Raw genomic sequence first — 20,998 nt, 5'->3', positions numbered from 1 at the left:
CTGGGTCCGCGGGGGACCGGTGGGTCGTGCGGGGGAGGGGCGCGGGCCTCCGCGGACCGGTCGGGGTCCGCGGGGCCCGGCCGGGGGCCGCGGCCCCCGGCGCTCCCTCACCGTAGGCCCGCCCGCCCATCGACGACCAATGGGAAGTCCCGCACCGAGCCATAGGAGGACCGATGGCTCCGGCCCGCCCCGGGCGGCGCGCCTCCGCGGCGCGGCCTCACCCCGCCGACCCGCCGCCGGCCGGGTCCACCATCCCCAGCCGGTCCGCGGCGCGCAGCGCGAGCCAGACCTCGGTGAGCGCCGCCGTGGAGGACAGGTCGCGGCCGGTCAGCTCGGCGAACCGCCGCAGCCGGTAGGCGAGCGTGTTGGGGTGGACGTGCAGGACCGCCGCCGCCTCCTCCGTGCGGCGGTCGCGCTCCAGCCAGGTCCGCGCCGACACCAGCAGGCGGGTGCCGTGCGCCGCGTCGTACCGCAGCGCCGCCCCGAGGACGTGGTCGGCCAGCGCGCCCAGCGCCTGCGGGTCGCCCGGCAGCCAGCGGCCGGTGGCGTCGTCGCCGTAGTGGACCAGCGGCCGGCCCGACTCCGCGGAGCGGGAGGCCGCCCACAGCGCCTCCCGCTCCGCGACCCGCACGGGCTCCCCGGGCGTGAACGGGCGGCTCATGCCCGCGACCGCGCCGGGCAGCGCGGCGAGGGCCGGGGCGGCCCCGGGGGCGGAGAGCACGTACCGGTCCTCCCCGCGCCGCAGGACCAGGTGCGGGTGCTCGTCCAGCGCGCGGCCGAGCGCCTCGTCCGGCACGCCCCGGACGACCGACAGCGCCACCGGCCCGTCCTCCGGCAGCCCCAGCCGGGCCAGCCGCCGCCGGGCGGTGGCCGCGTCCAGGGCGTCCTGGAGCAGTTCGGCCAGCGTCTCGGCGCCCTCGCGGCGCAGCGTCTCGCGCTCGTGCCGGACCATGGCCAGCTTCAGCGCCGCGACGGCGGCCAGGTGCTGGACGACGGCCAGTCCGGCGGGCCGCGCGCCCTGCCGCTCGAAGGCGACCAGGTACCCGGCGGGCCCGCCCGGCGCGGGCACGGGCAGCACGAAGCCGCCGGGCACGCTCGGCGGCGCGTCGGCCTGCGTCGGCAGCACGGACAGGTCCGGGGGCGCGGGAGCGCCCGGCAGCAGCGGACGGCCCTGCGGGGTGCAGAGGAACACCTGGTACCCGCTCAGCCGCTCCAGGCGGCGGAAGAGCGCCGCCGTGTCGAGGTCCTCCTCGGCCAGCCAGCGCAGCGCCCCGAAGACCTGGAGCTGCGCGCCGAGCCGCTGCCGGGTGTCCTCGTGGACGGCGGCGGCGACCTCCTGGGCGATGGTGACGAACGGGACCGCGAGGGGCACCTCCAGCACCGGCAGCCCGCGCTCCTCTGCGGCGGCGAGGAACGCGTCGTGCAGGGGAGGGGTGCGCAGCTGCGTGCTGACCGCGAGCGCGGACACGCCCGCGTCGTCCAGCCGCTCCAGGTACGCGCGCTGCCCGGCCGCGTCCGCGGGCACGGCCATTCCCACCGTCATGATCATCTCGGCGCCGAGCAGCCACGGCGTCGGGTCCTCCAGCTCGCTGACGTGCGCCCAGGAGACCGACCGGCCCAGCCCTGCCGACCCGGCGAGCAGCCGCAGCTGCAGCGCCGGGTACGAGAGCAGGTCGCCGACGGTGACCCACTGCCGTCCGCCCCGCCGTGCCCCGGCCCGCCGGCCCTCCTCCGGTACCCGCTCCCGGCCCTCCTCCCGGGTCTGCTCCCGCCGCTGCCCGTCCTCCTTGTGTCCTGCCACAAACGGAGCCTAACTCTTCGTGTCCTGCACGATTGCCAGCCGGGAGCCCCACGGCGCAGACTCGCCCGGACCAGCGCCCCTCCCGCGCCGCCGTCCGGCGCGGGACGACCCGCACCCACCGAGAGGAAGCCCTCCATGACCGAGCCCCGGGGTCCCGTCGACTCCTCCCGGGTCCCGCGCTTCGCGGGCCCCGCCACCTTCGCCCGGCTGCCCCGCCTCGACGAGGTCGGCCGGGCCGACGTGGCCGTGGTGGGCGTCCCCTTCGACTCCGGCGTCTCCTACCGGCCCGGCGCCCGCTTCGGGCCGACGGCGGTCCGCGAGGCCAGCCGCCTCCTGCGCCCGTACCACCCGGGGCTCGACCTGTCGCCCTTCGCCGTCCAGCAGGTCGCGGACGCCGGCGACATCGCCGTGAACCCCTTCGACATCGACGAGGCCGTCGAGACCGTCGAGGACGCCGCGACCCGCCTCCAGGCCGACGGCACCCGCCTGGTCACCATCGGCGGCGACCACACCATCGCGCTGCCGCTGCTGCGCTCCCTGGCGAAGCGTCACGGCCCCGTCGCCGTCCTGCACTTCGACGCGCACCTCGACACCTGGGACACCTACTTCGGCGCCGAGTACACCCACGGAACCCCGTTCCGCCGCGCCGTCGAGGAGGGCGTCGTCGACACCGAGGCGCTCTGCCACGTCGGCACCCGCGGCCCGCTCTACGGCCGCCGCGACCTGGAGGAGGACCGCCGCCTCGGCTTCGGCATCCTCACCTCCGCCGACGTGATGCGCCGCGGCGTCGACGAGGTGGTGGACGCCCTGCGGCAGCGGATCGGCGGCCGCCCGCTGTACGTCTCGATCGACATCGACGTCCTGGACCCCGCGCACGCCCCCGGGACCGGCACCCCCGAGGCGGGCGGCCTGACCAGCCGCGAGCTGCTGGAGATCCTGCGCGGCCTGGCCGGGGCGAACCTGGTCGGCGCCGACGTCGTCGAGGTCGCCCCCGCCTACGACCACGCGGAGATCACCTCGGTCGCCGCCTCGCACGTCGCCTACGACCTGGTCTCCCTGCTGGCCCTCTCCGGGCCGTCCGGCGGTGGGCGGCCCGGCCACCCGCAGCAGTCCGGCCACCCGCAGCAGTCCGACCCGCAGCAGTCCGCCCGGGAACAGCCCCACCGGGACCAGCCCGCCCCGCAGCAGCAGGCCGCCCGGCAGCCCTCCGAGGAGCAGAGATGAGCGACTCCCCCGCACTCACCGAGATCGAGCAGTACGGGGTCGAGCGGATCCCCGACGCGGACCGCACCGCGTCCCCCGCCGACCTCTTCCGGGTCGCCTTCGGCGGCGCCAACACCTTCGCCACCTGCGTGCTCGGCGCCTTCCCGATCCTCTTCGGCCTCTCCTTCCTCCAGGGCCTCGCCGCGACCGTGTGCGGCCTGGTGGCGGGCGCGCTGATCCTGGCGCCGCTGGCGGTCTTCGGCCCGCTCAACGGGACCAACAACGCCGTGTCGTCCTCCGCCCACCTCGGCGTCCACGGCCGGGTCGTCGGCTCGTTCCTGTCGCTGCTCACCGCGGTCGCGTTCTTCTCGATCTCGGTGTGGTCCTCGGGCGACGCCCTGGTCGGCGGCGCCCACCGGCTGGCGGGCCTCCCGCAGAACGACGGCGTGTACGCGGCGGCCTACGGCGTGTTCGCGCTGCTGGTCCTCACGGTCTGCGTCTACGGCTTCCGCTTCATGCTCTTCGTCAACCGCATCGCGGTCGTGGCGGCGTCGCTGCTCTTCGTCCTCGGCGCGGTCGCCTTCGCGGGCGACTTCGACCCCGGCTACCAGGGCTCCTTCCCCTCCGCGTCGGCGGCGGGCTTCTGGCCGGCGTTCGTCGGCTCGGCGCTGATCGTGCTCTCCAACCCGGTCTCCTTCGGGGCGTTCCTCGGCGACTGGTCCCGGTACATCCCCGCCGCCACCCCGCGCCGCCGGGTGGTCGCCGCGGCGTTCCTCTCCCAGGTCGCGACCCTGCTGCCGTTCCTCTTCGGCCTGGCCACGGCGTCGGTCATCGCGGCGAAGGCGTCCTCGCACATGGACCCCGCCGCGCCCGACTACGTGGGCGGCCTGCTGGCGGTCGCGCCCTCCTGGTACTTCCTGCCGCTGTGCCTGCTGGCCCTGATCGGCGGCATGTCCACCGGCACGACCTCCCTGTACGGCACGGGGCTGGACTTCTCCAGCGTCTTCCCCCGGTTCAGCCGCGTGCAGGCGACGCTCCTCGTCGGCGTGCTGTCGACCGGCTTCATCTTCGCGGGCCGGTTCGCGGCCAACCTGTCGCAGAGCATCTCCACCTTCGCGACACTGATCATCACCTGCACCGCCCCCTGGATGGTGATCATGATGATCGGCTACGTCACCCGCCGCGGCTGGTACGACCCGGACTCGCTCCAGGTCTTCAACCGGCGCCAGCGCGGCGGCCGCTACTGGTTCCACCACGGCTGGAACTGGCGCGGCATGGGCGCCTGGCTCGCCGCGGCCCTCCTCGCGCTCCAGTTCGTCAACCTGCCCGGCCAGTTCGTCGGGCCGCTCGGCGGGCTCGCCGGCGGCGTCGACGTCTCGCTGCCGGTCGGCCTCGCGGTCGCCGCCGTCCTCCACCTGGCCCTGCTGCGGCTCTTCCCCGAGCCGCGGGGCGCCTACGGACCCGACGGCCCGCGCCTCGTCCCCGTCGCGGACACGCCCGTGCCCGCCATCACCCCGGCCGCCGGCGAGCCCGCCGACGCCACCGCGGGGGTGTGACCCGGCCGTGCGCCTCCTCGACCTCTCGCAGCCGATCGCCACGGGCATGCCCGTCTACCCGGGCGACCCGCAGGTGGCGGTCCGCCCGGCCCTCACCGCCGCCGCGGACGGCGTGAACGTGCTCCACCTGGACCTGGGCTCCCAGTCCGGTACGCACGTCGACGCGCCCTTCCACATCGACGACGCCCTGCCCGCCCTCGACGCCCTGCCGCTGGAGCGCTTCACCGGCCCCGCCGTGGCCGTGGACGCACGCGGCCTGCCGCCGCACGCCCCGATCGGGCCGGAGCGGTTCGAGGCACTCCTCGCCGGGCTCCGGGCCGGGGCCCGGACCGGGGCGCCGCCGATCGTGCTGGTCGCCACCGGCTGGTCCGCGCACTGGGGGACCGCCGCGTACCGGGACCACCCCCACCTCACCCGGGAGGCCGCGGAACTCCTGGTCGCCGCCGGGACCCGCACGGTGGGCATCGACGCGCTGAGCGTCGACCCCACCCCCGGTGAGGACTTCCCGGCGCACCGCGTGCTGTGCGGCGCCCACGCCGTCATCGCCGAGAACCTCACCGGCCTCGGTCCGGTGCTGGACGCCCAGGCGGCGGGCGAGCCGGTCGAGGTGTCCCTGCTGCCGCTGCACCTGCCGGGCGCCGACGGCGCACCCGTCCGGGCGGTCGCCCGGATCGGCTGAACCGGCCGCGCCCGCGCCGCGCCCCTGCCCGCGCCGGCCCGGCCGTGCGTGCCCGCCGCGCCCCGGGGCCGCCCGCCGCGCCCCGGGCCGCCTCCTACCGCCCGCCGGCCCCCGCCGGCGGGCGGTAGGCCGTCCGCGGCCCGCCGGCGGGACCCCCGGCCCGCGCCGGGTGAGGGCGGGCCGGCCGCCGGGGGCGGCGGTGTCCGGGTTCCCGTGCGGCGGGGCACAACCGGCGCCGCGCCCGCACGGCCCGGTGCCCGTGCCGATGCCGGGCACCGGCTCCGGCCGTCCCGCCCCCCGGGGCGGAGGACCTGCCGGAGGCCTCGCTCCCCACGACCCCCGGCGCACCTGCGCTCCGCGGCGGCGCGCCGTGCCGGTCAGCGGCGAAGGGCCGCGTCGAGCCGGTGGCGGAACGCGTCCAGCCGGCTGCGGCCGGGGCTGAAGACCGGCATCTGCCGCACGATCCCGCGCACGGCCGGCGAGGCGCGCCCGATCGCCCACCGGATCTCCTCGTCGCCGACGCCGGCGTCCCCGCCCGCCGCGAGCTCCCTCGCGCGGGCCGCCTGCATCGCAGGCCCGAGAGCGTGTTTCGCCTGGTGGGGGGTGGCCAAGGGGTGGATGTACGGGGCTGCCGCCGCATACCCCGCGGCGCGGGCGGCGGCTGCGGCGGCCGGATCGCCGACCTCCCGTGCGGCTGCGAGCGCCGCGAAGGCGAGGGGCCGCAGCGGACCCGCCCGCAGCTCTCCGCACGCGAAGGAGCGGATGCCCTCGAGGGCCTCGCGAGGGCGGGGGTCGGAGGGGGCCTTCTCCTCGAACAGGTGCAGGACCCGCTCGGCGCAGTCGGCAGCCCAGGCCCCGAGCAGCCGGCGGTCCTCCTCGCTGATGGTCACCTGGTCCACCGGCCCATCCTGCCGGTTCCGGTGCGCGCTGTCACCACCGGCCTCGTCTGCGGCCGCGCCGGTCCCGTCGGCCCCGCCGGCGCCTTTCGCCGCGACGTGGTGCGACGTGGCGCGGGGGCCCGGGGGAGGAATCCCGGTGGTGCCCGGTGCCGGCGGCGGGGCCGACCTCCGCCCCGTCCGCCCCCTGCCCGACCGTCCGTACCGGGCAGACGTGGACAACCGGTCCACCGGGATCCGGGCGAGGTCCACCCGCCCCGGGGCGAACACGGAGGCCCTCGGACGCGCCGCACGGCCCGCACCGCGGCGGGCCCCGTCGCCCTCCCCGGGCTGCAGCCGCCACCCCGGCACCCCGGCTGCCGGACCACCGCCCAAGGGCCGTGAGGGTGAGACCGGGGCCACGGCGGACACCCGCGGGCTCCCGGGGGATAGGTCTACCGGCATGAACCCTCAGCAGACCCAGGACCCGGCCCGCAGCGCCGACCCCCGGCACGACAGCCCCCGGCACGACAGCCCTCGGCACGACAGCCCTCGGCACGCCGACCCCCGGCACGACGACCCCCGGGAGGCGGGCGTCCGGTCCCGCGCCGAGATCGAGCACGCCCACGCGGCGCTCGACGCCGCGGCCGCCGGACCGGACCGGCAGACGCAGCTGTCGCGGGGATCGCTGGCGGCCTACCTGTGGGCGCTGGGCCTCGGTGCCCCCGCCCCGGTGACGGGGACCCGCGGCGACGGCGCCCCCGGCGCGGAGGCGCTGGCGGCCGAGCTGGACGCGGCCGCCTCCCAGCTGGAGGACCCGGCCCACCGCAGCGTGCCCCGGGACTACGTCCGCGGGGTGCACGACGCGCTGGCGTGGGTGTGCGGCCGCAGCGAGCGGCGCCCCTGACCCGCGCCGGGCCGCACGCCCGCTCGCCCGACTGCCCGCTCGCCCGACTGCCTGCTCACCCGACCGCCTGCTCACCCGCCCGCCCGTCCGGTCGGCCCGTCCGTGCGGACCGGCCCGACGGGCGGCGCCGGTCAGCCGTCCCCCTCCGGCTCCTCCGGTCCGGCGGCGACTGCGACCGCGGGGTGCCCCTCCTGCTGGTTGCGGTTGACCGCCGTCACCACGTACACCGCGCCCCTGCCGCCGTCCGGGTCCGTGAAGGTCCGCGAGGCGCCGCCGCCGGTGACCGCGAGGAGGGAGGAGGCGTCGGCCAGGGCGCACCCCGGCGCCCCGTGCCCGTCCAGGCGCGCCACGGTGTAGCCCTCGGGCGCGACGCCCGGGCCCGCCGTGATCCGCAGCTCCGCGCCTCCGCCCGGCAGCGGACGGGCGGTGACCCGCGGCCGGCCGGGCACCGGGCCGTCCAGCTTCGGCAGGGACGGCGCCAGCGCGGGCCGCCGCCAGTGCTCCTGCCGCACCCGGGTCATGCTCCCCAGCCGGTCCGCGGCCACGTCCTTCATGCTGAAGAACACGTCCCCCGAGACCTCCGGGTGCGCCGCGTCCAGGTCCAGGTGGGCGGAGAGCTCGCCGGGCTGCTGCCAGGCGGCGGGCTGCGCCGGGTCGCCCGCCTTGTAGGCGGCCTGCCCGATCCACAGCGCCGTGCCCGTGCCGCGCACCTGCTCCGACCACCAGGGCACCAGCGCGGCGTAGTCGGCGACGGGCAGGCCGATGTTCCAGTAGACCTGCGGCAGGACGTAGTCCAGCCAGCCCTTCTTCACCCAGCCGCGGGTGTCGGCGTTGAGGCCGTCGTACGCCTGGAAGCCCCCGGTCGCCGAACCGGCCGGGTCGGTGGAGGCGTTGCGCCAGATGCCGAACGGGCTGATGCCGAAGGCGGCCTGGGGCCTGGCGGCGTGGATCCGCTGCCGCATCTCGTCGACGAGCAGGTCGACGTTGTGCCGGCGCCAGGCGGCCCGGTCGGTGGACCCGGCGCCGTACGCGGCGAAGGAGGCGTCGTCGGGGAAGTCCTTCCCCGCCACCGGGTAGGGGTAGAAGTAGTCGTCGAAGTGCACGCCGTCGATGTCGTAGCGCGTGACGGCGTCCATCATGGCGTCCTCGACGAACCGGCGGGCCGCGGGCACGCCCGGGTCGTAGTACAGCTTGCCGCCGTAGGAGACCGTCCAGTCGGGGTGGACGCGCGCCGGGTGCGTGGGCACCAGCTTCGTCACGTCGTCCTGCATGGACACCCGGTACGGGTTGAACCAGGCGTGGAAGCGCAGCCCCCGCTCGTGCGCGGCCGCCACCATGAAGGCCAGCGGGTCGTACCCGGGGTCCTTGCCCTGGACGCCCGTCAGCCACTGCGACCACGGCTCGTACGGGGAGGGCCAGAAGGCGTCGGCCGTGGGGCGTATCTGCACGAAGACGGTGTTGAAGCCGCCCGCGACGGCCTGGTCCAGCAGGGCGGTGAAACCGTCCTTCTGCTCCTGCACGCCCAGGCCGGGGGAGGCGGGCCAGTCGATGTTGACGACCGAGGCGATCCACACGCCGCGCATCTGACGGCGCGGCAGCGCGGGGTCGGGCGTGCAGGGCCCGGTGCCCGCGGCCTGCGCGGCGGGCGGACCGCCCTCCGGCCCGGCGGCGGACGCCCCGGGGGCGAGCAGCAGGGACGAGGCGGCGGCGAGGGTCAGGGCGAGCGCGGCGGCGCGTCCACGTCCGTTCCTGGTGCGGGTCACGGCGGCTCCCGGTGGGGTGGCGGGCGGCGGGCGGAGCCGGTCGCCCGGGGCGTGCGCCGCGGGGGAGGGCTCGACCGGGCCTTTCTTCCACACGTCCGGCGGCGTGGTCAACGAGTACCGCAGAAGTTCCCCGTGGTGAAACTTTCCGCCCTCGCTGCGGAGCGGCGTGCGGTGCCGTGCCCGCCGTCCGGCAGACCGCGTGCCCCTCCGCGTACGGACCGGGGGCGCACCCGGCCCGGACCGGCCCGGCCCGGTCCACCCGTGCCGCTGACGGCGGTTCAGGGACTGACGGCGAGCACCAGGTACGCGGCCAGCACCGCGAGGTGCACCCCGCCCTGCAGCGGGGTCGCGCGGCCGGGGATCACCGTCAGCGTGCCGACGGCGACGGTGAGCGCGAGCAGCACCAGGTGCGACGGGCCGAGGCCGAGCACCAGCGGCCCCTTCAGCCACACGGACGCCGCCGCGACCGCCGGGACGGTCAGCCCGATGCTGGCCATGGCCGACCCCAGGCCGAGGTTGAGGCTCGTCTGCACCCGGTCCCGGCGCGCCGCCCGGACGGCGGCGATGGACTCCGGCAGCAGGACCAGCAGCGCGATCACCACCCCGACCACGGACGACGGCAGTCCGGCGGCGGCCACCCCCGACTCGATCGTCGGCGACTCCACCTTGGCCAGGCCCACCACCGCGACCAAGGAGGGGACCAGCAGCCCCAGGCTCGTCAGCGCGGCCCGCCGCGAGGGCGGCCCGGCGTGCTCCTCCGCGCCGGTGGTCTCGCCCTGCGCGGTGACGGGGAGGAAGTAGTCCCGGTGGCGGACGGTCTGCGTCGCCACGAACAGCCCGTACAGCACCAGGGAGGCGACCGAGGCGAAGACCAGCTGGGCGGTGGAGAACCGGGGGCCCGGAGCGCTGGTGGTGAAGGTCGGCAGCGCCAGGCTGAGCGTGGCGAGCGTCGCCACGGTGGCGAGGGCCGCGCCGGTCCCCTCCGGGTTGAACACCGCCACCCCGCGCCGCAGCGCACCCACCAGCAGGCACAGGCCGACGATCCCGTTGCAGGTGATCATGACCGCGGCGAACACCGTGTCCCGCGCCAGCGTGGCGCTCTTCCCGCCCCCGTCCGCCATCAGCGTGACGATCAGCGCCACCTCGATGACCGTCACCGCGACGGCCAGCACCAGCGACCCGAACGGCTCCCCGACCCGGTGGGCCACCACCTCGGCGTGGTGCACCGCGGCCAGGACCGCGCCTGCCAGGAAGAGCCCCGCCAGCACCACCACGGCCACGGGCAGGCTGCGCCCCCAGGTCAGGACCGTCAGGACGACCGCCAGCAGCGGGACGGCGACGGTCCAGTGCAGGACGCCCGCACGGAGGGAGGAGGCCATGGCCGGAGCTTCCCAGACCGCCGGGCCCCCGTCCGTGCGGATCACCGGAGAGCCACCGGAATGCCGGACACCGCCGCCCGGCGCTCCGGCTGCCTGCCGGACCGCCGGACCGGCCGCCTGCCGGCCTGTCTGTCCGTCTGCTTGTCCGGCCGCGCTCCCGCGGCGGCCTCCCGGACCCCGCAGGATCCCGAACCTCCGGACTTCCTCAAGTGCCGGTTCGGATGGTCCGCCCGGAGGCATGACCGCTTCCGACGGCGACGACCGACGGGGGAACGGCATGAGGGTGACGACGAGGACGGCGACGGCGACGGCGGCGGCGGTGCTCGCGGGGGCGGCTGCGCTCACCACGGCGGGGTGCGGCGGCGGGGGCGGCCCCGCGGATCGGACGCCGCCGGCGTCCCCGCACGCCGGCCGGCCGGCGGTCCCCGCGGCCTCGGGGAACGCCCCGTCGTCCGACGACCCGGCCGCCGCCGCACGGGCGGCATCAGCGCTGGAGCTCCCGCAGTCACCGTCCGGCGACGCCGGTGCGGGTGCCTCCGGATCCCGCGGTCCGGGCATCAGGGCGTCCGGCGCGCTCGACGCGATGGACCGCGACGAGTCCTTCGGCAAGGGGCTCAGGGTCCGCGTCCACGCCGCCTGCTCCGGCCGCGGGACGGTGGTCTTCACCGTCACCTCCGGCCGGGCCGCCGTCCGCCGCACCGTCCCCTGCGCCGACACGCCCGGGGTGGTCTCCTTCGACCTCACCACCGCCGCCACCGCCCTGTCCGTCGAGCGGAGCGCGGGCCGGGGGTCGCGCGGCGGCGCCGCCTACCGGGTCGACACCCTCGGGTAGGCGCCCCGCCCGGCCCGCTGCGGCGGCCGGCGCGCGCCCGCCGCCCCGGCGGGGCGCCCGTCAGGCGGCGCGGCGCAGGCTCGGGGGGACGGCGCCGGGATGCGGCCCGTGCCGCGGGTCGAGCTCGTGCAGGATCTGCTCGGCCTCGTCCAGGACCGACCCCTGGAGCGCCCACAGGGCGAGCGGTTCGCCCTCGCGCGGCTCCAGCTCCCGCGCCGCCGCCCTGTGGGCCTCCTGTCCGGACCGCAGCGCCTCGTCCAGGGCCTCGACGTGCGCGTCGACGCCGCGCACCCCCCGCTGGATGCCCGCCTGGGCCTCGAACCCCCTGGCGAGGGACTCCAGCAGTTCGGCCACCGGCTGCAGCCGCTCGCACATCCGCGTCCGCAGCTCCTCGTCCTCGGGCATGCCGCGGGCCCCGTGGGCCAGGTCGTCCAGACCCCGCACCACCGAGTGCAGCTGGCTGTGGGAGTGCTCCAGGCACCTCAGCGCCTCGCCGAGGCGCTCCAGCCCCTCCGGGTGGGCCCTCCTGCCGCGCCGCAGCCGCCACGGGTTCAGCCGCATGCCCTCGTCCGCCTCGTCGACCGAGCGCCGGGCCTGGGCGAGCAGGCCGCCGAGGGCGTCCAGCCGGGTCAGCCAGGCCCGCGTGGTGCGGTGGTCCCAGCCCTCGCGCAGGCCCTCGGACACCTCCCGGGTGGCGCCGGCCATCCCCTCCATCGCCGCGGCGACCCGGCCCCCGGCGCGGGTCAGGTGGGTCGGGGGAGCGGCCGCGAGGGTGACCGCGACACCGCAGCCGACCCCGATCAGGGTGTCCCACACGCGCGACACGCCGTACCCGCTGCCCGAGGAGAGCACCAGCAGCACCGTGGTCGGCACCTCGCCGGCCTGCGACCCCAGCCGCAGCAGCCGGCCCAGCCCCAGGCACACGCCCACCGCCACGCCGATCGTCACGGCCGTCGTTCCCGCCAGCTGGAAGAACCCCGCCGCGGCGCTCACCCCGGCCAGCACCCCCGCGAACTGCTTGAGCCCCTGACGCACCGTCCGGTAGACGGTGAACTGCACCGTCAGCAGCGCCGCCAGCGGGGCCACCACCGGCCACTCCCCGCGCCCCAGCAGCACGATCGCCGCCTGCCACGCCAGGCCGCACGCCACGGCGGCCTTCACCGCCTGCGCGATGCCCTCCCCGCGGGCGCGGCACCAGCGCCGGGGGTGCCGCACCGCCTCGACCAGCCCGTCCGCCGCCTCGCCGACCCGGGCGCGACCCTTCCGCCACCGTTCCCTGACTGCCTCCATCCGCGCCGCGTACCCGCCCGCGGGCCGGACATGACCCGCGGATCCGGCCGGATCCCCGCGCCCGGCCGGGGAGCGCGCCGGAAGGCGTCCGGCGGGCCGGTCGGCCGCTGCCGGGGGCGCGCACGGCGGCCCGAACGGCCGCACCCCCGCTCCCGGACGTGCCGGGGCGGGGGCGCGGGCGTGCGGGCCGCCGGTCGGTGCGGCCCGGCCGTGCGGCTCAGTCGTGCAGCGACGCGATGTCGATGACGAAGCGGTAGCGGACGTCGCTGGCCGTGACGCGCTCGTACGCCTCGTTGATGCGGTCGGCGGTGATGACCTCGATCTCCGCGCCCAGGCCGTGCTCCGCGCAGAAGTCGAGCATCTCCTGGGTCTCGCGGATGCCGCCGATGGAGGAGCCCGCCATGCTGCGGCGCATGCCGATCAGCGAGAACTGGTTGAAGCTGCTGGGGTGCTCCGGCGCGCCCACGTGCACCAGGGCGCCGTCCAGCCGCAGCAGCGACAGGTACGCGTCCAGGTCCAGGTTGGCGGAGACCGTGTTGAGGATGAGGTCGAAGGCGCCGGCGAGGCGGGTGAAGGTCTCCGGGTCGCTGGTCGCGTAGTAGTGGTCGGCGCCCAGACGCAGCCCGTCGTCCTTCTTGCGCAGCGACTGGCTGAGGACGGTCACCTCGGCGCCCATCGCGTGGGCGATCTTCACGCCCATGTGCCCGAGCCCGCCGAGGCCGACCACGGCGACCTTCCGGCCCGGGCCGGCCTTCCAGTGGGCCAGCGGCGAGTAGGTGGTGATGCCCGCGCAGAGCAGCGGCGCGGCGACGTCCAGCTCCAGGCTGTCCGGGATGCGCAGCACGAAGTCCTCGTCCACGACGATGTGCGTGCTGTAGCCGCCGTACGTCGGGGAGCCGTCAGGGAGCCGGCCGTTGTAGGTCTGGATGCTGCCCTCGAGGCAGAACTGCTCCTCGCCGGCGCGGCAGTTCACGCACCGGCCGCAGGAGTCGACCATGCAGCCGACGCCGACGCGGTCGCCGACCGCGTACCTGGTCACGCCGGGGCCGACCTCGGTGACGACGCCCGCGATCTCGTGGCCGGGGACCATCGGGAAGATGCCCTCGAACCACTCGTCGCGGACCTGGTGGATGTCGGAGTGGCAGATGCCGGCGTACTTGATCTCGATCGCGACGTCGCGCTCGCCCACCGGACGGCGGGGGACGGTGGTGCGCTCCAGGGGCGCCTTCGGCGCCGGGGCGGCGTAGGCGGTCACGGTCGTGGGGCTGGTTGCCATGTCCGGGGTCTCTCCTGTGGGTGGTGCCGGGATGGAGGGCGCGGGACGGCTGCCGCAGTGCCGGCCGCCGTCGGCGCGGCACGCGGGTCCGCCGTGGGCGGATCGGCCCCCGTCCCGTGCTCGCCCTCCGGATGCGGACGGTCCCCTGCCCGTCCTCGCGGCGCCGATGCCCCGGTCCGTCCGTGGTCCTCGTCACGGTCCCCTCGCGGTCACCGTCACGGTCCGCGTCCCCCCGCCGGCCGGCCCGTCAGGCGTCCTGGGGGTACCAGCGCAGCTCCACCGTGTTGCCGTCCGGGTCCTCGACGTACAGGGACACCGCCGTGCCGCGGGCGCCGAACCGGCGGCCGGGGCCGTCGACGACCGTGAACACGCCCGACCGGGCCACCTCCTCCCAATCGAGGGGCTCGACCACCAGGCAGAGGTGGTCGACGTTGGAGCCGTGCTCCGCGCCCTCGGGCCGCCGCACGAGGTCGATGATCGTGTCCGGGCTCACGCGGACGGAGGGGAAGGGGGCCGTGCCCGCCCGCCACTCCTCGACGCGGACGGGGGCGAGGCCGAGCGGGCCGCAGTAGAACGCGAGGGAGCGCTCGACGTCCGCGACGTTCAGGACGAGGTGGTCGAAGCCGATGACGCGCACGGGGGCCTCCGGGGAGCGGCGGTGCCGGCCCGGGAGGGGCCGGCGGGGCGGGCTGGCGAAAGCAGCTTAGCGGTAAGCTACTTGAAGGCAAGTGTGTTTCCTCCGAGCGATCCTGTGCGAGACTTCGTCGCATGGACCGCACCACCCCCGTCCGTCCCGGCTCCCCCGACCGTCCCGACCCCGTGGACCTCGTCGTCGAGCAGTGGGCGCAGGTCCGCCCCGACCTGGAGACCGGCGCGATGGCCGTGTTCGGCCGCCTCTACCGGATCGCCGACGCCATGGGCGCCCGCATGCAGACCGTGTACGGGCGCCTCGGCATCGGCCGCGGCGAGTTCGACGTCCTCGCCGCGCTGCGCAGGGCGGGCGAGCCGCACGTCCTCTCCCCCCGGGAGCTCACCGCCACCCTCATGCTCACCACCGGCGGCATGACCGGCCGCCTCGACAAGCTGGAGCGCGCCGGGTACGTCACCCGCTCGCCCGACCCGCGCGACCGGCGCGGCCTGCGCGTGACCCTCACCCCCGCCGGACTGGAGCTGGTCGAGGAGGCGGTCGGCGCCGGCCTCGCCGTCCAGCGGCAGGTGCTCGGCGCGGCCCTGGCGCCCGACGAGGCGGCCGAGCTCGACCGCCTGCTGCGCCTCCTGCTCGCCTCCGCGGCGGGCTGACCGCCGGCCGGCGCCCCGGTGCCGGGGCGGCGGCCGGTCCGGTCAGCCGGAGGACGCCCGCCGCGCGGCGGCGGGGCCGGCCCCCACCTCCACGCGGGCGGACGCGGTGAGGCTTCCGGAGCGCACCGTCACGTCGGTGCCGCCGGGGCGGACGGCGGTGAGGCGCAGGGTGCGCCGGTCCAGGACGGCGACCACGCCGGGGCGCCGCAGCGCGGCGGCCAGCGCCCGGTCGTCGGCGACGACGGCCAGGTGCGCGCCGGACCAGGCGGCGGTCGCCGGGTAGCGCAGCGGGACGGTCCGGCCGCCCATGCCGTCGTCGACGGCGGTGGCGGAGACCTGCCCGGAGTCCCCCGGGGAGAGCTGCGGGGGGACTGCCAGGCCGATGCGGTCCAGCAGCGGACGCACCTCCGCCCGGAACCACCCGGCGCCGCGCGGGTCCGGCCGGTCGGGGGTGACGCGGGCGGCCTCCGGGTCCAGGGTCACCAGCGACCAGGCGGCGAAGCCGCCGTGGCCCGCGTCCCCGTACGGGGTCTTGCCGACCACCGGGGCGTTGAACTCCAGCAGGCCGTCGGCCCGCCGCACGTGCGCGGTGTGCGCGTGCCCGGTCACCAGCGCGACCTGCTTGCCGGTGCGCCGCCGGAAGTCCGCCAGCCACTGCTCCAGCAGCGCGCCCTCGGAGGGGTCGGACAGCTGGCTGGCGCCGGTCCCGGTGGGGTCGAGCACGGGGTGGTGGACGGCGACGACCACGCTGTCCACGGCCGGGTCGGAGGCGGCGTCCGCCAGCCGCTCCCGCAGCCATCCCAGCTGGGACCAGTCCGACAGGCGCAGCGACCCCAGGGTCGAGTCGAGCAGCACGAACCGGGTGCCCGCGTGGTCGAAGGACTGCCGGGTCGGCCGCCCGGTGGAGGCGGTGAACTGCTCCAGGGTGCCGCCAGCCACCGCGCCCGACTCGTGGTTGCCCACCGCCCAGTACAGGGGGACGCCGGCCGGCAGGTGTTCCGTCAGAAGCCGCTGGAACAGGGCGAAGTCGGCCGGCCGGTCCTGGTCGACGCCGTCCCCGGACAGCAGCACGAGGTCCGGGCGGGCCGCGGCGATCTCGTCCAGCGCCCGCGCCGTGTGCCGGTAGGCGTAGGAGCCGGTGCCGCCGTCGGCGTTGACGTGCGTGTCGGACAGGACGGCGAACCGCCACGCCCACCGCCCCGGCGCGGGGAGGCCGTCGGCGTCCTCGACGACGGCCGGGTCCGGCTGGTCCGGCCGGTCCGGCAGGTCGAGGCGCACACCCACCCGGGCGTCGAGCAGGGCGAGGTCGACCGCCCCGGCGGTCCGCCGGGTGGGGTCGGTCTGCACCAGGTAGAGCCGCTCCAGCGTCAGCGGCGCGGTGAAACCGGTCGGGACCGGCCCCTCGACGCGGCGCCAGCCGGTCCAGTCCACGGCCAGGGAGAAGGTGAAGGGGACGTTCGTCGTGCCCTGCGAGCGCAGCTGCGCCCGCAGCCAGTGCCCCGAGCCGTCGCCGCGGACCCACAGCGCGAGCCGCTGGGCGCCTGCGGGCACCGCGAGCGGCTGCCGGGCCACCGCGTACGCGGCCGAGGTGCCGGTCGGCTGGCCGGTCATGTCGTAGGCCAGGCGCAGTCCGCGCTCCCCGGGCGCGGCCCCGGGCCGGTCGCCGGTCGCCACGGAGGACACCGACGCCGTCGCCTTCGCGCCCGCGGCCGACCACGCGGAGGCGTCGGCGAGGGGGTCGAGCGGCGTGTCGGCGAGGCCCACGGTCACCGGCAGGCGCAGCACGCGGCCCTGCACCGTCGCGGTGACCACCGTGCCCCGGCCGTCGCCGCCCGGCAGGCCGGTGACGCGCAGCGTGCCGTCGGGCCGGGCCGCCACCGAGGCGACGGCGGGGTCGTACTCCAGGTGCACGTCGCGGGGTTCGACGGGGGCGGCGAAGCCCTCGGCGTCCCGGCCGGTCACCGTGACGTCCCGGAAGTCGCCCGGCTCCAGCGACAGGGCCGGGACGTCGGCCTCCAGCCGGTCCAGCGGGCCGAGCACCCGCAGCGGCACGTGCGCGGACACCGCCCCGCTGCGCGCCTCCAGCGTCCCGCTGCCCGGCCGGGCGCCGCGCAGCACGGCCGCCCCGTCGGACCGGGCCAGGCCGCCGGGCACGGTCCGCCACCGGGCCGCGCCCAGCGGTGCCGCGCCCAGCGCCTCGTCGTAGCCGGACGCGGCGACGTCCCGCGACAGGCCGGGGAAGAGCCGGTCCGAGCGCAGCCGCACGTCGATGCCGTGCAGCCGCCCGGAGCCGGCCGGCGGGACCAGGCCCACCGCGTTGGGCACGACCCGCTGCGCGCCGTCCGAGGGGGCGTTCACCACCTCGGCGCCGGTGCCGCCGGGGCGGCGGGCCACGAGCTGCGAGGAGCCGCCGCCGTCGAGCATCACCGCGTCCACCGCCCCGAGCGCCCTCATGCGTTCGGCGAGCTGGAGGGCGGTGAGGCCGCGGGAGCGGCTGGAGGAGCCGTCGGCGACGTACAGCACGAGCCGCCGGTCCGCCGTCCAGCCCATCGCGGTCCGGGGCTTGAGGGCGCTGTTGCCCGCGTCGGAGGTGTCGACGGGGGCGACGGCGCCGCCGCGCACCAGGACCAGGTGGGCCCCCAGGGCCAGCGAGAACGGCGAGGGCGCCGAGGTCCGGGCGTGGTACTCCACCGCCGCCGGGGTGCCGGGGGCGGTCCGCGCCAGGGCGTCCGCGGTGCTCCCGGTGGCGAGGAGCACCTGCGCGCCGTCCGGTACCGGTGTGCGCCCGGCCCCCTCGTGCACGGCGGCGACCCTGCCGTCCCGGACCTCCAGCTCGACGGCGTCCGCGCCCGCCGGGACGGCGAACCGCCGGTCGCCGGGGCCCCAGTCCGGGGTGTACAGGGCGAGGGCGTCGGCCGGCACCGAGCCGGGGTTGAGCCCCGCCAGGTCGTGGCGCACCCCGCCGACGGTCGCTGCGCCCTCCAGCAGCAGGTCGGCGATGCGGCCCACGCCGTCCTGTCCGACGCCGGCGACCGGGGCCGGTGCGGCGCCCGCCTTCAGCAGCGCGCCGTCCCGCACCTCGGGGCCGATCGGGGCGTTCGTGGTGTCGATGGCGAAGAAGTCGCCGTTCACGGCGGCGGCCGCGCCCGCGCCGTCGGCGAGGGCGGTCGGTGCGGAGGTGCCGCTCACGGTGGGGGCGAGCAGCCGCGGCCGGGTGGGTCCGTCCAGGTCGGCGCGGAGCACGTACCCGTCGAGGAACCCCGCCGGGTCGACGGTCCGCTCGCGGGTCAGCGTCACCCCGGGGGCGATCGTCCGGGTGGACGAGGAGACGTCCAGCGAGTCCGCGGACCCGGCCGCCGCCTCCGCGGCCCGTCCGCGCGCCGCCGGTGCGGTCCGGGTCCCCGCCCCCACCCCGGCCCCGTCGTCCGGCGGCACCGGGACGCGCGGGCCCGCCGGGACGGGGCCGCCCTCCCCGTCCGCGCTGCCGGGGCGGGCGGCCCGCACCGGTCCGTCCGCGACCGCGGCGACCGTCCGCACGGCCGCCCCGCCGCCGCGCTGCGGCCCGGTCGGTGCGGCGGCCGCCCCGACCACGGCGAGGGCGGCGAGCAGGGCTGCGGGCACGCGCAGTCCCGCGGCGGGCAGCGGAGGACGGCCGCCGGGCAGGACGCCCGGCGGCCGCACGGCAAAGGTACGTGTACGTCGCATGGGTGGGACAGTAGGGCCTCGTCGCGGCCTGCGGACCGTGTTCGCGGGGACGGTGACGGATCATCGGGGTGAACATCCGGTTCCCCGGCCCGGCTCCCCGCCGCCCCCGCCGGCCGTCCGCCCCCACCGCCGGCCGGCCCCCGCGGGCCCCGCGCCCGGCCGGCGGGCCCGCCGGCGCGCGGCGGCGCGCGGCGGCCGGCCGTGACGCACCGTCACCTAGCGGGCCGCCCCGCCCGTTCCGGTCCGCCGCCGCGGCGGGGCCCGCCGCGCGGCGGCTGCCGCCCGCCCGGGTCCGACGGCCAGTCCAGCACGGTCAGCTCCGGCCACTGCCGCCGCCAGCGCTCCGTCTTCGCCTCGTACACCTCGCGCGGGGCGAGCACCGGGTTCGGCCGCACGACGAGGCCGAAGACGTCGGAGAGCCCGTGCGGCGCGTAGACCCGCCACCGGCCGCCGGTCTCCAGCCGCACTCCCACGCAGCAGGTGGTCGCGGCGAAGCTGTCGATGGCCGCCTCCGTGGAGCCGTGCGGGGCGCACGGGACGCCGAACCTCTCCTCGTACCAGAGGTGGACCCGGGCCTCGTTGCGGACCTCCACCTCGGCGGTCAGGCCGCCGAAGGCGTCCCCGGCCGCCCTGACCACCGCGTCCTCCGCCTCCCACGAGAGGTCGCGGTCGTCGAAGAAGAAGAGGTCGTAGTCCTTGATGCCGTGGGCGGGCGGCCTGCCCGTGACGGCGTTCCACACCGTCTGGACGACGCATCCCCCCGTCAGGTACCAGCCGGGGAGGTCCAGTCCCGCCGCGCGGTCCAGCACCTCCAGCAGCACGCCGTTGCGGGAGAGGGCCGACCGCAGCGCGGCGGCCCCTCCGTCCGGGGGGAGGCGGGGGAGGAGAGGGGGCACCGTCCCTCCCTACCACACGGCGCGCCGCCCGCCCGGGCGGGCGCAGCGGCCCGCCCGGCCCGGAGGCGGGCCGGGCGGACCGGTGGCGGCGCCGGGTCAGGCCGCGGCGGACGGGCGGATGTTCTGGTTGAGCCGGAAGAGGTTGGTGGGGTCGTACGCGTCCTTGACCCGCACCAGCCGGTCGTACACGGCCTCCGGGTAGGACGCGCGCACCTTGTCCTCCGCCGCGTCGCCGGTGAAGTTGACGTACATGCCTCCCCCGCCGTGCCGGGCGACCTCATCCCGGGCCGCGCGCGCCCACGCCACGTGCCCGTCGAAGCCCTCCGGCCCGGGGGCGCGGGCGATCACGTTGCACAGGACCTGCGCGTCGCGCCGGCTGAAGGGGGTCGCGTCCGCGGGGACGCGGCCGCAGGCGCCGCCGAGCTGGTGCAGGTGCAGCTCGCTGGAGGGCGTCGGCGTGGTGCGGTGCAGCCGCAGCACCGCGTCCAGCGCGGCGTCGGACGGCTCGACGAACGTCGAGGTGAAGTAGTTGTGCGCCCCGGGCGTCCACAGCGGGTCCAGCAGCGTCTGCATGGCGGTGTAGGGCAGGGGGCCGACGAGGTCGGTGATCGGCGTGCCCAGCGTCCGCAGCGGGCGGACCGCCTCCTCGGCGTCCGCGAGGGCGCCCGCGTACATGCAGCCGACGGCCACCACCCGGGTGCCGTGCACCTCCTCGGGCAGGAACGGCACCGGCGGCGCCGTGGTCATCACGACCATGGTCGTCAGCTCGTCCGGCGCCCCGGCCGTCAGGTCCCGCCACCGGGTGACGACCTGCCGCGCCTCGTCGAGGGGGTAGAAGACCAGGCCCGCCATCACCTGGGGCCCCACCGGGTGCAGCGCGTACTCGAACGACGTGACGACGCCGAAGTTGCCGCCGCCGCCCCGCAGCGCCCAGAACAGGTCGGCGTTCTCCTCCGCGTCCGCGTGCACCAGGCGGCCGTCCGCGGTGACGACGTCGGCCCCGACCAGGTTGTCGCAGGTCAGGCCGTACCGGCGGACCAGCCAGCCCACCCCGCCGCCGAGCGTGAAGCCGGCGATTCCGGTCGACGAGACCAGGCCCCCGGTCACGGCCAGGCCGAACGCCTGCGTCTCGTTGTCGAACTCCGCCCAGGTCAGCCCCGGCTGGGCGAACGCCCGGCGCCGCGCCGGGTCGACCCGCATCCCCTTCATCCCGGACAGGTCGACGACGACGCCGCCGTCGCAGGTCGAGAACCCGGCGATGCTGTGCCCGCCGCCCCGCACCGCGACCAGCAGGTCCTGGCTGCGCGCGAACTCGACCGCCCGCACCACGTCCGCCGTCCCGGCGCACCGCACCACCAGGGCCGGCCGCCGGTCGTGGGCGCCGTTCCAGACCGTCCGGGCCTCGTCGTACGAGGCGTCGCCGGGCCGCACCACCGTGCCGCGCAGCGCCGCCTCCAGCTCGCCGATGGTGGCGTCCCCGAGGACACCCCGCTCCGTGTCGATCGACATGTCGGCCTCCCTGGGTGGAATCTCGTTC

The 20,998-nt window shown here is 77.5% G+C and carries 16 protein-coding genes; 6 read left to right on the top strand and 10 right to left on the bottom strand.

Annotated elements, in window-relative coordinates:
- Positions 1–217: 217 nt before the first annotated feature.
- Positions 218–1,801, bottom strand: coding sequence for a PucR family transcriptional regulator (locus LO771_RS01260; RefSeq protein ID WP_230647424.1), 1,584 nt, complete (start codon positions 1,799–1,801; stop codon positions 218–220).
- Between the two features lie 135 nt (positions 1,802–1,936).
- On the opposite strand from LO771_RS01260, the gene speB reads away from it, so the two are divergent.
- The 3 genes from speB to LO771_RS01245 are packed head-to-tail and all read left to right on the top strand — an operon-like array spanning position 1,937 to position 5,239.
- Positions 1,937–3,025, top strand: coding sequence for an agmatinase (gene speB, locus LO771_RS01255; protein ID WP_230647422.1), 1,089 nt, complete (start codon positions 1,937–1,939; stop codon positions 3,023–3,025).
- Positions 3,022–4,560 carry a cytosine permease gene (locus LO771_RS01250; RefSeq protein WP_230647420.1) on the top strand — a complete coding sequence of 513 codons (1,539 nt, stop codon included), beginning with the start codon at positions 3,022–3,024 and terminating at the stop codon, positions 4,558–4,560. Before speB ends, LO771_RS01250 begins: the two co-directional genes overlap by 4 nt.
- A gap of 7 nt (positions 4,561–4,567) precedes the next feature.
- Positions 4,568–5,239 (top strand): cyclase family protein, encoded by a 672-nt coding sequence (locus tag LO771_RS01245; protein WP_230647418.1) that lies wholly within the window; start codon positions 4,568–4,570, stop codon positions 5,237–5,239.
- Positions 5,240–5,616: 377 nt separating this feature from the next.
- Here LO771_RS01245 and LO771_RS01240 read toward each other — a convergent pair whose 3' ends face one another.
- Entirely contained in the window at positions 5,617–6,138 is a 522-nt protein-coding gene (locus tag LO771_RS01240; protein ID WP_230647416.1) for a putative immunity protein, read from the bottom strand.
- 439 nt (positions 6,139–6,577) lie between these two features.
- On the opposite strand from LO771_RS01240, the gene LO771_RS01235 reads away from it, so the two are divergent.
- Complete coding sequence (locus LO771_RS01235; RefSeq protein WP_230647414.1) at positions 6,578–7,021, top strand: hypothetical protein; 444 nt, start codon at positions 6,578–6,580, stop codon at positions 7,019–7,021.
- A gap of 131 nt (positions 7,022–7,152) precedes the next feature.
- Here LO771_RS01235 and LO771_RS01230 read toward each other — a convergent pair whose 3' ends face one another.
- Positions 7,153–8,784: a family 10 glycosylhydrolase gene (locus LO771_RS01230; protein ID WP_308188802.1), complete on the bottom strand. Its 1,632-nt coding sequence runs from the start codon at positions 8,782–8,784 to the stop codon at positions 7,153–7,155.
- A 278-nt stretch (positions 8,785–9,062) separates the two neighbouring features.
- Positions 9,063–10,163: a calcium:proton antiporter gene (locus LO771_RS01225; protein ID WP_230647412.1), complete on the bottom strand. Its 1,101-nt coding sequence runs from the start codon at positions 10,161–10,163 to the stop codon at positions 9,063–9,065.
- A 583-nt stretch (positions 10,164–10,746) separates the two neighbouring features.
- Here LO771_RS01225 and LO771_RS01220 point away from each other — a divergent pair.
- On the top strand, positions 10,747–10,995 hold the full coding sequence (locus tag LO771_RS01220) for a hypothetical protein (RefSeq protein WP_230647410.1): 249 nt from the start codon (positions 10,747–10,749) through the stop codon (positions 10,993–10,995).
- A 60-nt stretch (positions 10,996–11,055) separates the two neighbouring features.
- Here the strand turns inward: LO771_RS01220 and LO771_RS01215 are convergent, their stop codons facing one another.
- The 3 genes from LO771_RS01215 to LO771_RS01205 form a co-directional block, all read right to left on the bottom strand.
- Entirely contained in the window at positions 11,056–12,285 is a 1,230-nt protein-coding gene (locus tag LO771_RS01215; RefSeq protein ID WP_230647408.1) for an aromatic acid exporter family protein, read from the bottom strand.
- Between the two features lie 217 nt (positions 12,286–12,502).
- Positions 12,503–13,561, bottom strand: a complete 1,059-nt coding sequence (locus LO771_RS01210; RefSeq protein WP_230647406.1) for an NAD(P)-dependent alcohol dehydrogenase — start codon at positions 13,559–13,561, stop codon at positions 12,503–12,505.
- A gap of 247 nt (positions 13,562–13,808) precedes the next feature.
- On the bottom strand, positions 13,809–14,198 hold the full coding sequence (locus LO771_RS01205) for a VOC family protein (protein ID WP_230647404.1): 390 nt from the start codon (positions 14,196–14,198) through the stop codon (positions 13,809–13,811).
- Between the two features lie 131 nt (positions 14,199–14,329).
- Here LO771_RS01205 and LO771_RS01200 point away from each other — a divergent pair, with 131 nt between their 5' ends.
- Positions 14,330–14,860, top strand: coding sequence for a MarR family winged helix-turn-helix transcriptional regulator (locus LO771_RS01200; protein WP_230647402.1), 531 nt, complete (start codon positions 14,330–14,332; stop codon positions 14,858–14,860).
- Between the two features lie 42 nt (positions 14,861–14,902).
- On the opposite strand, the gene LO771_RS01195 is transcribed toward LO771_RS01200, so the two are convergent.
- The 3 genes from LO771_RS01195 to LO771_RS01185 form a co-directional block, all read right to left on the bottom strand.
- Positions 14,903–18,565 (bottom strand): phosphodiester glycosidase family protein, encoded by a 3,663-nt coding sequence (locus LO771_RS01195; protein ID WP_230647400.1) that lies wholly within the window; start codon positions 18,563–18,565, stop codon positions 14,903–14,905.
- 212 nt (positions 18,566–18,777) lie between these two features.
- On the bottom strand, positions 18,778–19,461 hold the full coding sequence (locus tag LO771_RS01190; protein WP_230647398.1) for a nucleotidyltransferase family protein: 684 nt from the start codon (positions 19,459–19,461) through the stop codon (positions 18,778–18,780).
- 96 nt (positions 19,462–19,557) lie between these two features.
- Entirely contained in the window at positions 19,558–20,970 is a 1,413-nt protein-coding gene (locus LO771_RS01185; RefSeq protein WP_230647396.1) for an FAD-binding oxidoreductase, read from the bottom strand.
- Positions 20,971–20,998 lie beyond the last annotated feature (28 nt).

The organism is Streptacidiphilus sp. ASG 303, assembly GCF_020991365.1.
In the GTDB taxonomy this organism is placed as follows: Bacteria; Actinomycetota; Actinomycetes; order Streptomycetales; family Streptomycetaceae; genus Peterkaempfera.
The sequence above is the reverse complement of the archived record's forward strand: the minus strand, read 5'-3'. Positions and strand labels throughout refer to the sequence as shown.

Coding starts and splice junctions, on each gene's coding strand:
- LO771_RS01215 (WP_230647408.1), bottom strand. CDS start 12,285: ATGGAGGCAGTCAGGGAACGGTGGCGGAAGGGTCGCGCCCGGGTCGGC.
- LO771_RS01185 (WP_230647396.1), bottom strand. CDS start 20,970: ATGTCGATCGACACGGAGCGGGGTGTCCTCGGGGACGCCACCATCGGC.
- LO771_RS01195 (WP_230647400.1), bottom strand. CDS start 18,565: ATGCGACGTACACGTACCTTTGCCGTGCGGCCGCCGGGCGTCCTGCCC.
- LO771_RS01225 (WP_230647412.1), bottom strand. CDS start 10,163: ATGGCCTCCTCCCTCCGTGCGGGCGTCCTGCACTGGACCGTCGCCGTC.
- LO771_RS01210 (WP_230647406.1), bottom strand. CDS start 13,561: ATGGCAACCAGCCCCACGACCGTGACCGCCTACGCCGCCCCGGCGCCG.
- LO771_RS01235 (WP_230647414.1), top strand. CDS start 6,578: ATGAACCCTCAGCAGACCCAGGACCCGGCCCGCAGCGCCGACCCCCGG.
- LO771_RS01220 (WP_230647410.1), top strand. CDS start 10,747: ATGGACCGCGACGAGTCCTTCGGCAAGGGGCTCAGGGTCCGCGTCCAC.
- LO771_RS01250 (WP_230647420.1), top strand. CDS start 3,022: ATGAGCGACTCCCCCGCACTCACCGAGATCGAGCAGTACGGGGTCGAG.
- speB (WP_230647422.1), top strand. CDS start 1,937: ATGACCGAGCCCCGGGGTCCCGTCGACTCCTCCCGGGTCCCGCGCTTC.
- LO771_RS01200 (WP_230647402.1), top strand. CDS start 14,330: ATGGACCGCACCACCCCCGTCCGTCCCGGCTCCCCCGACCGTCCCGAC.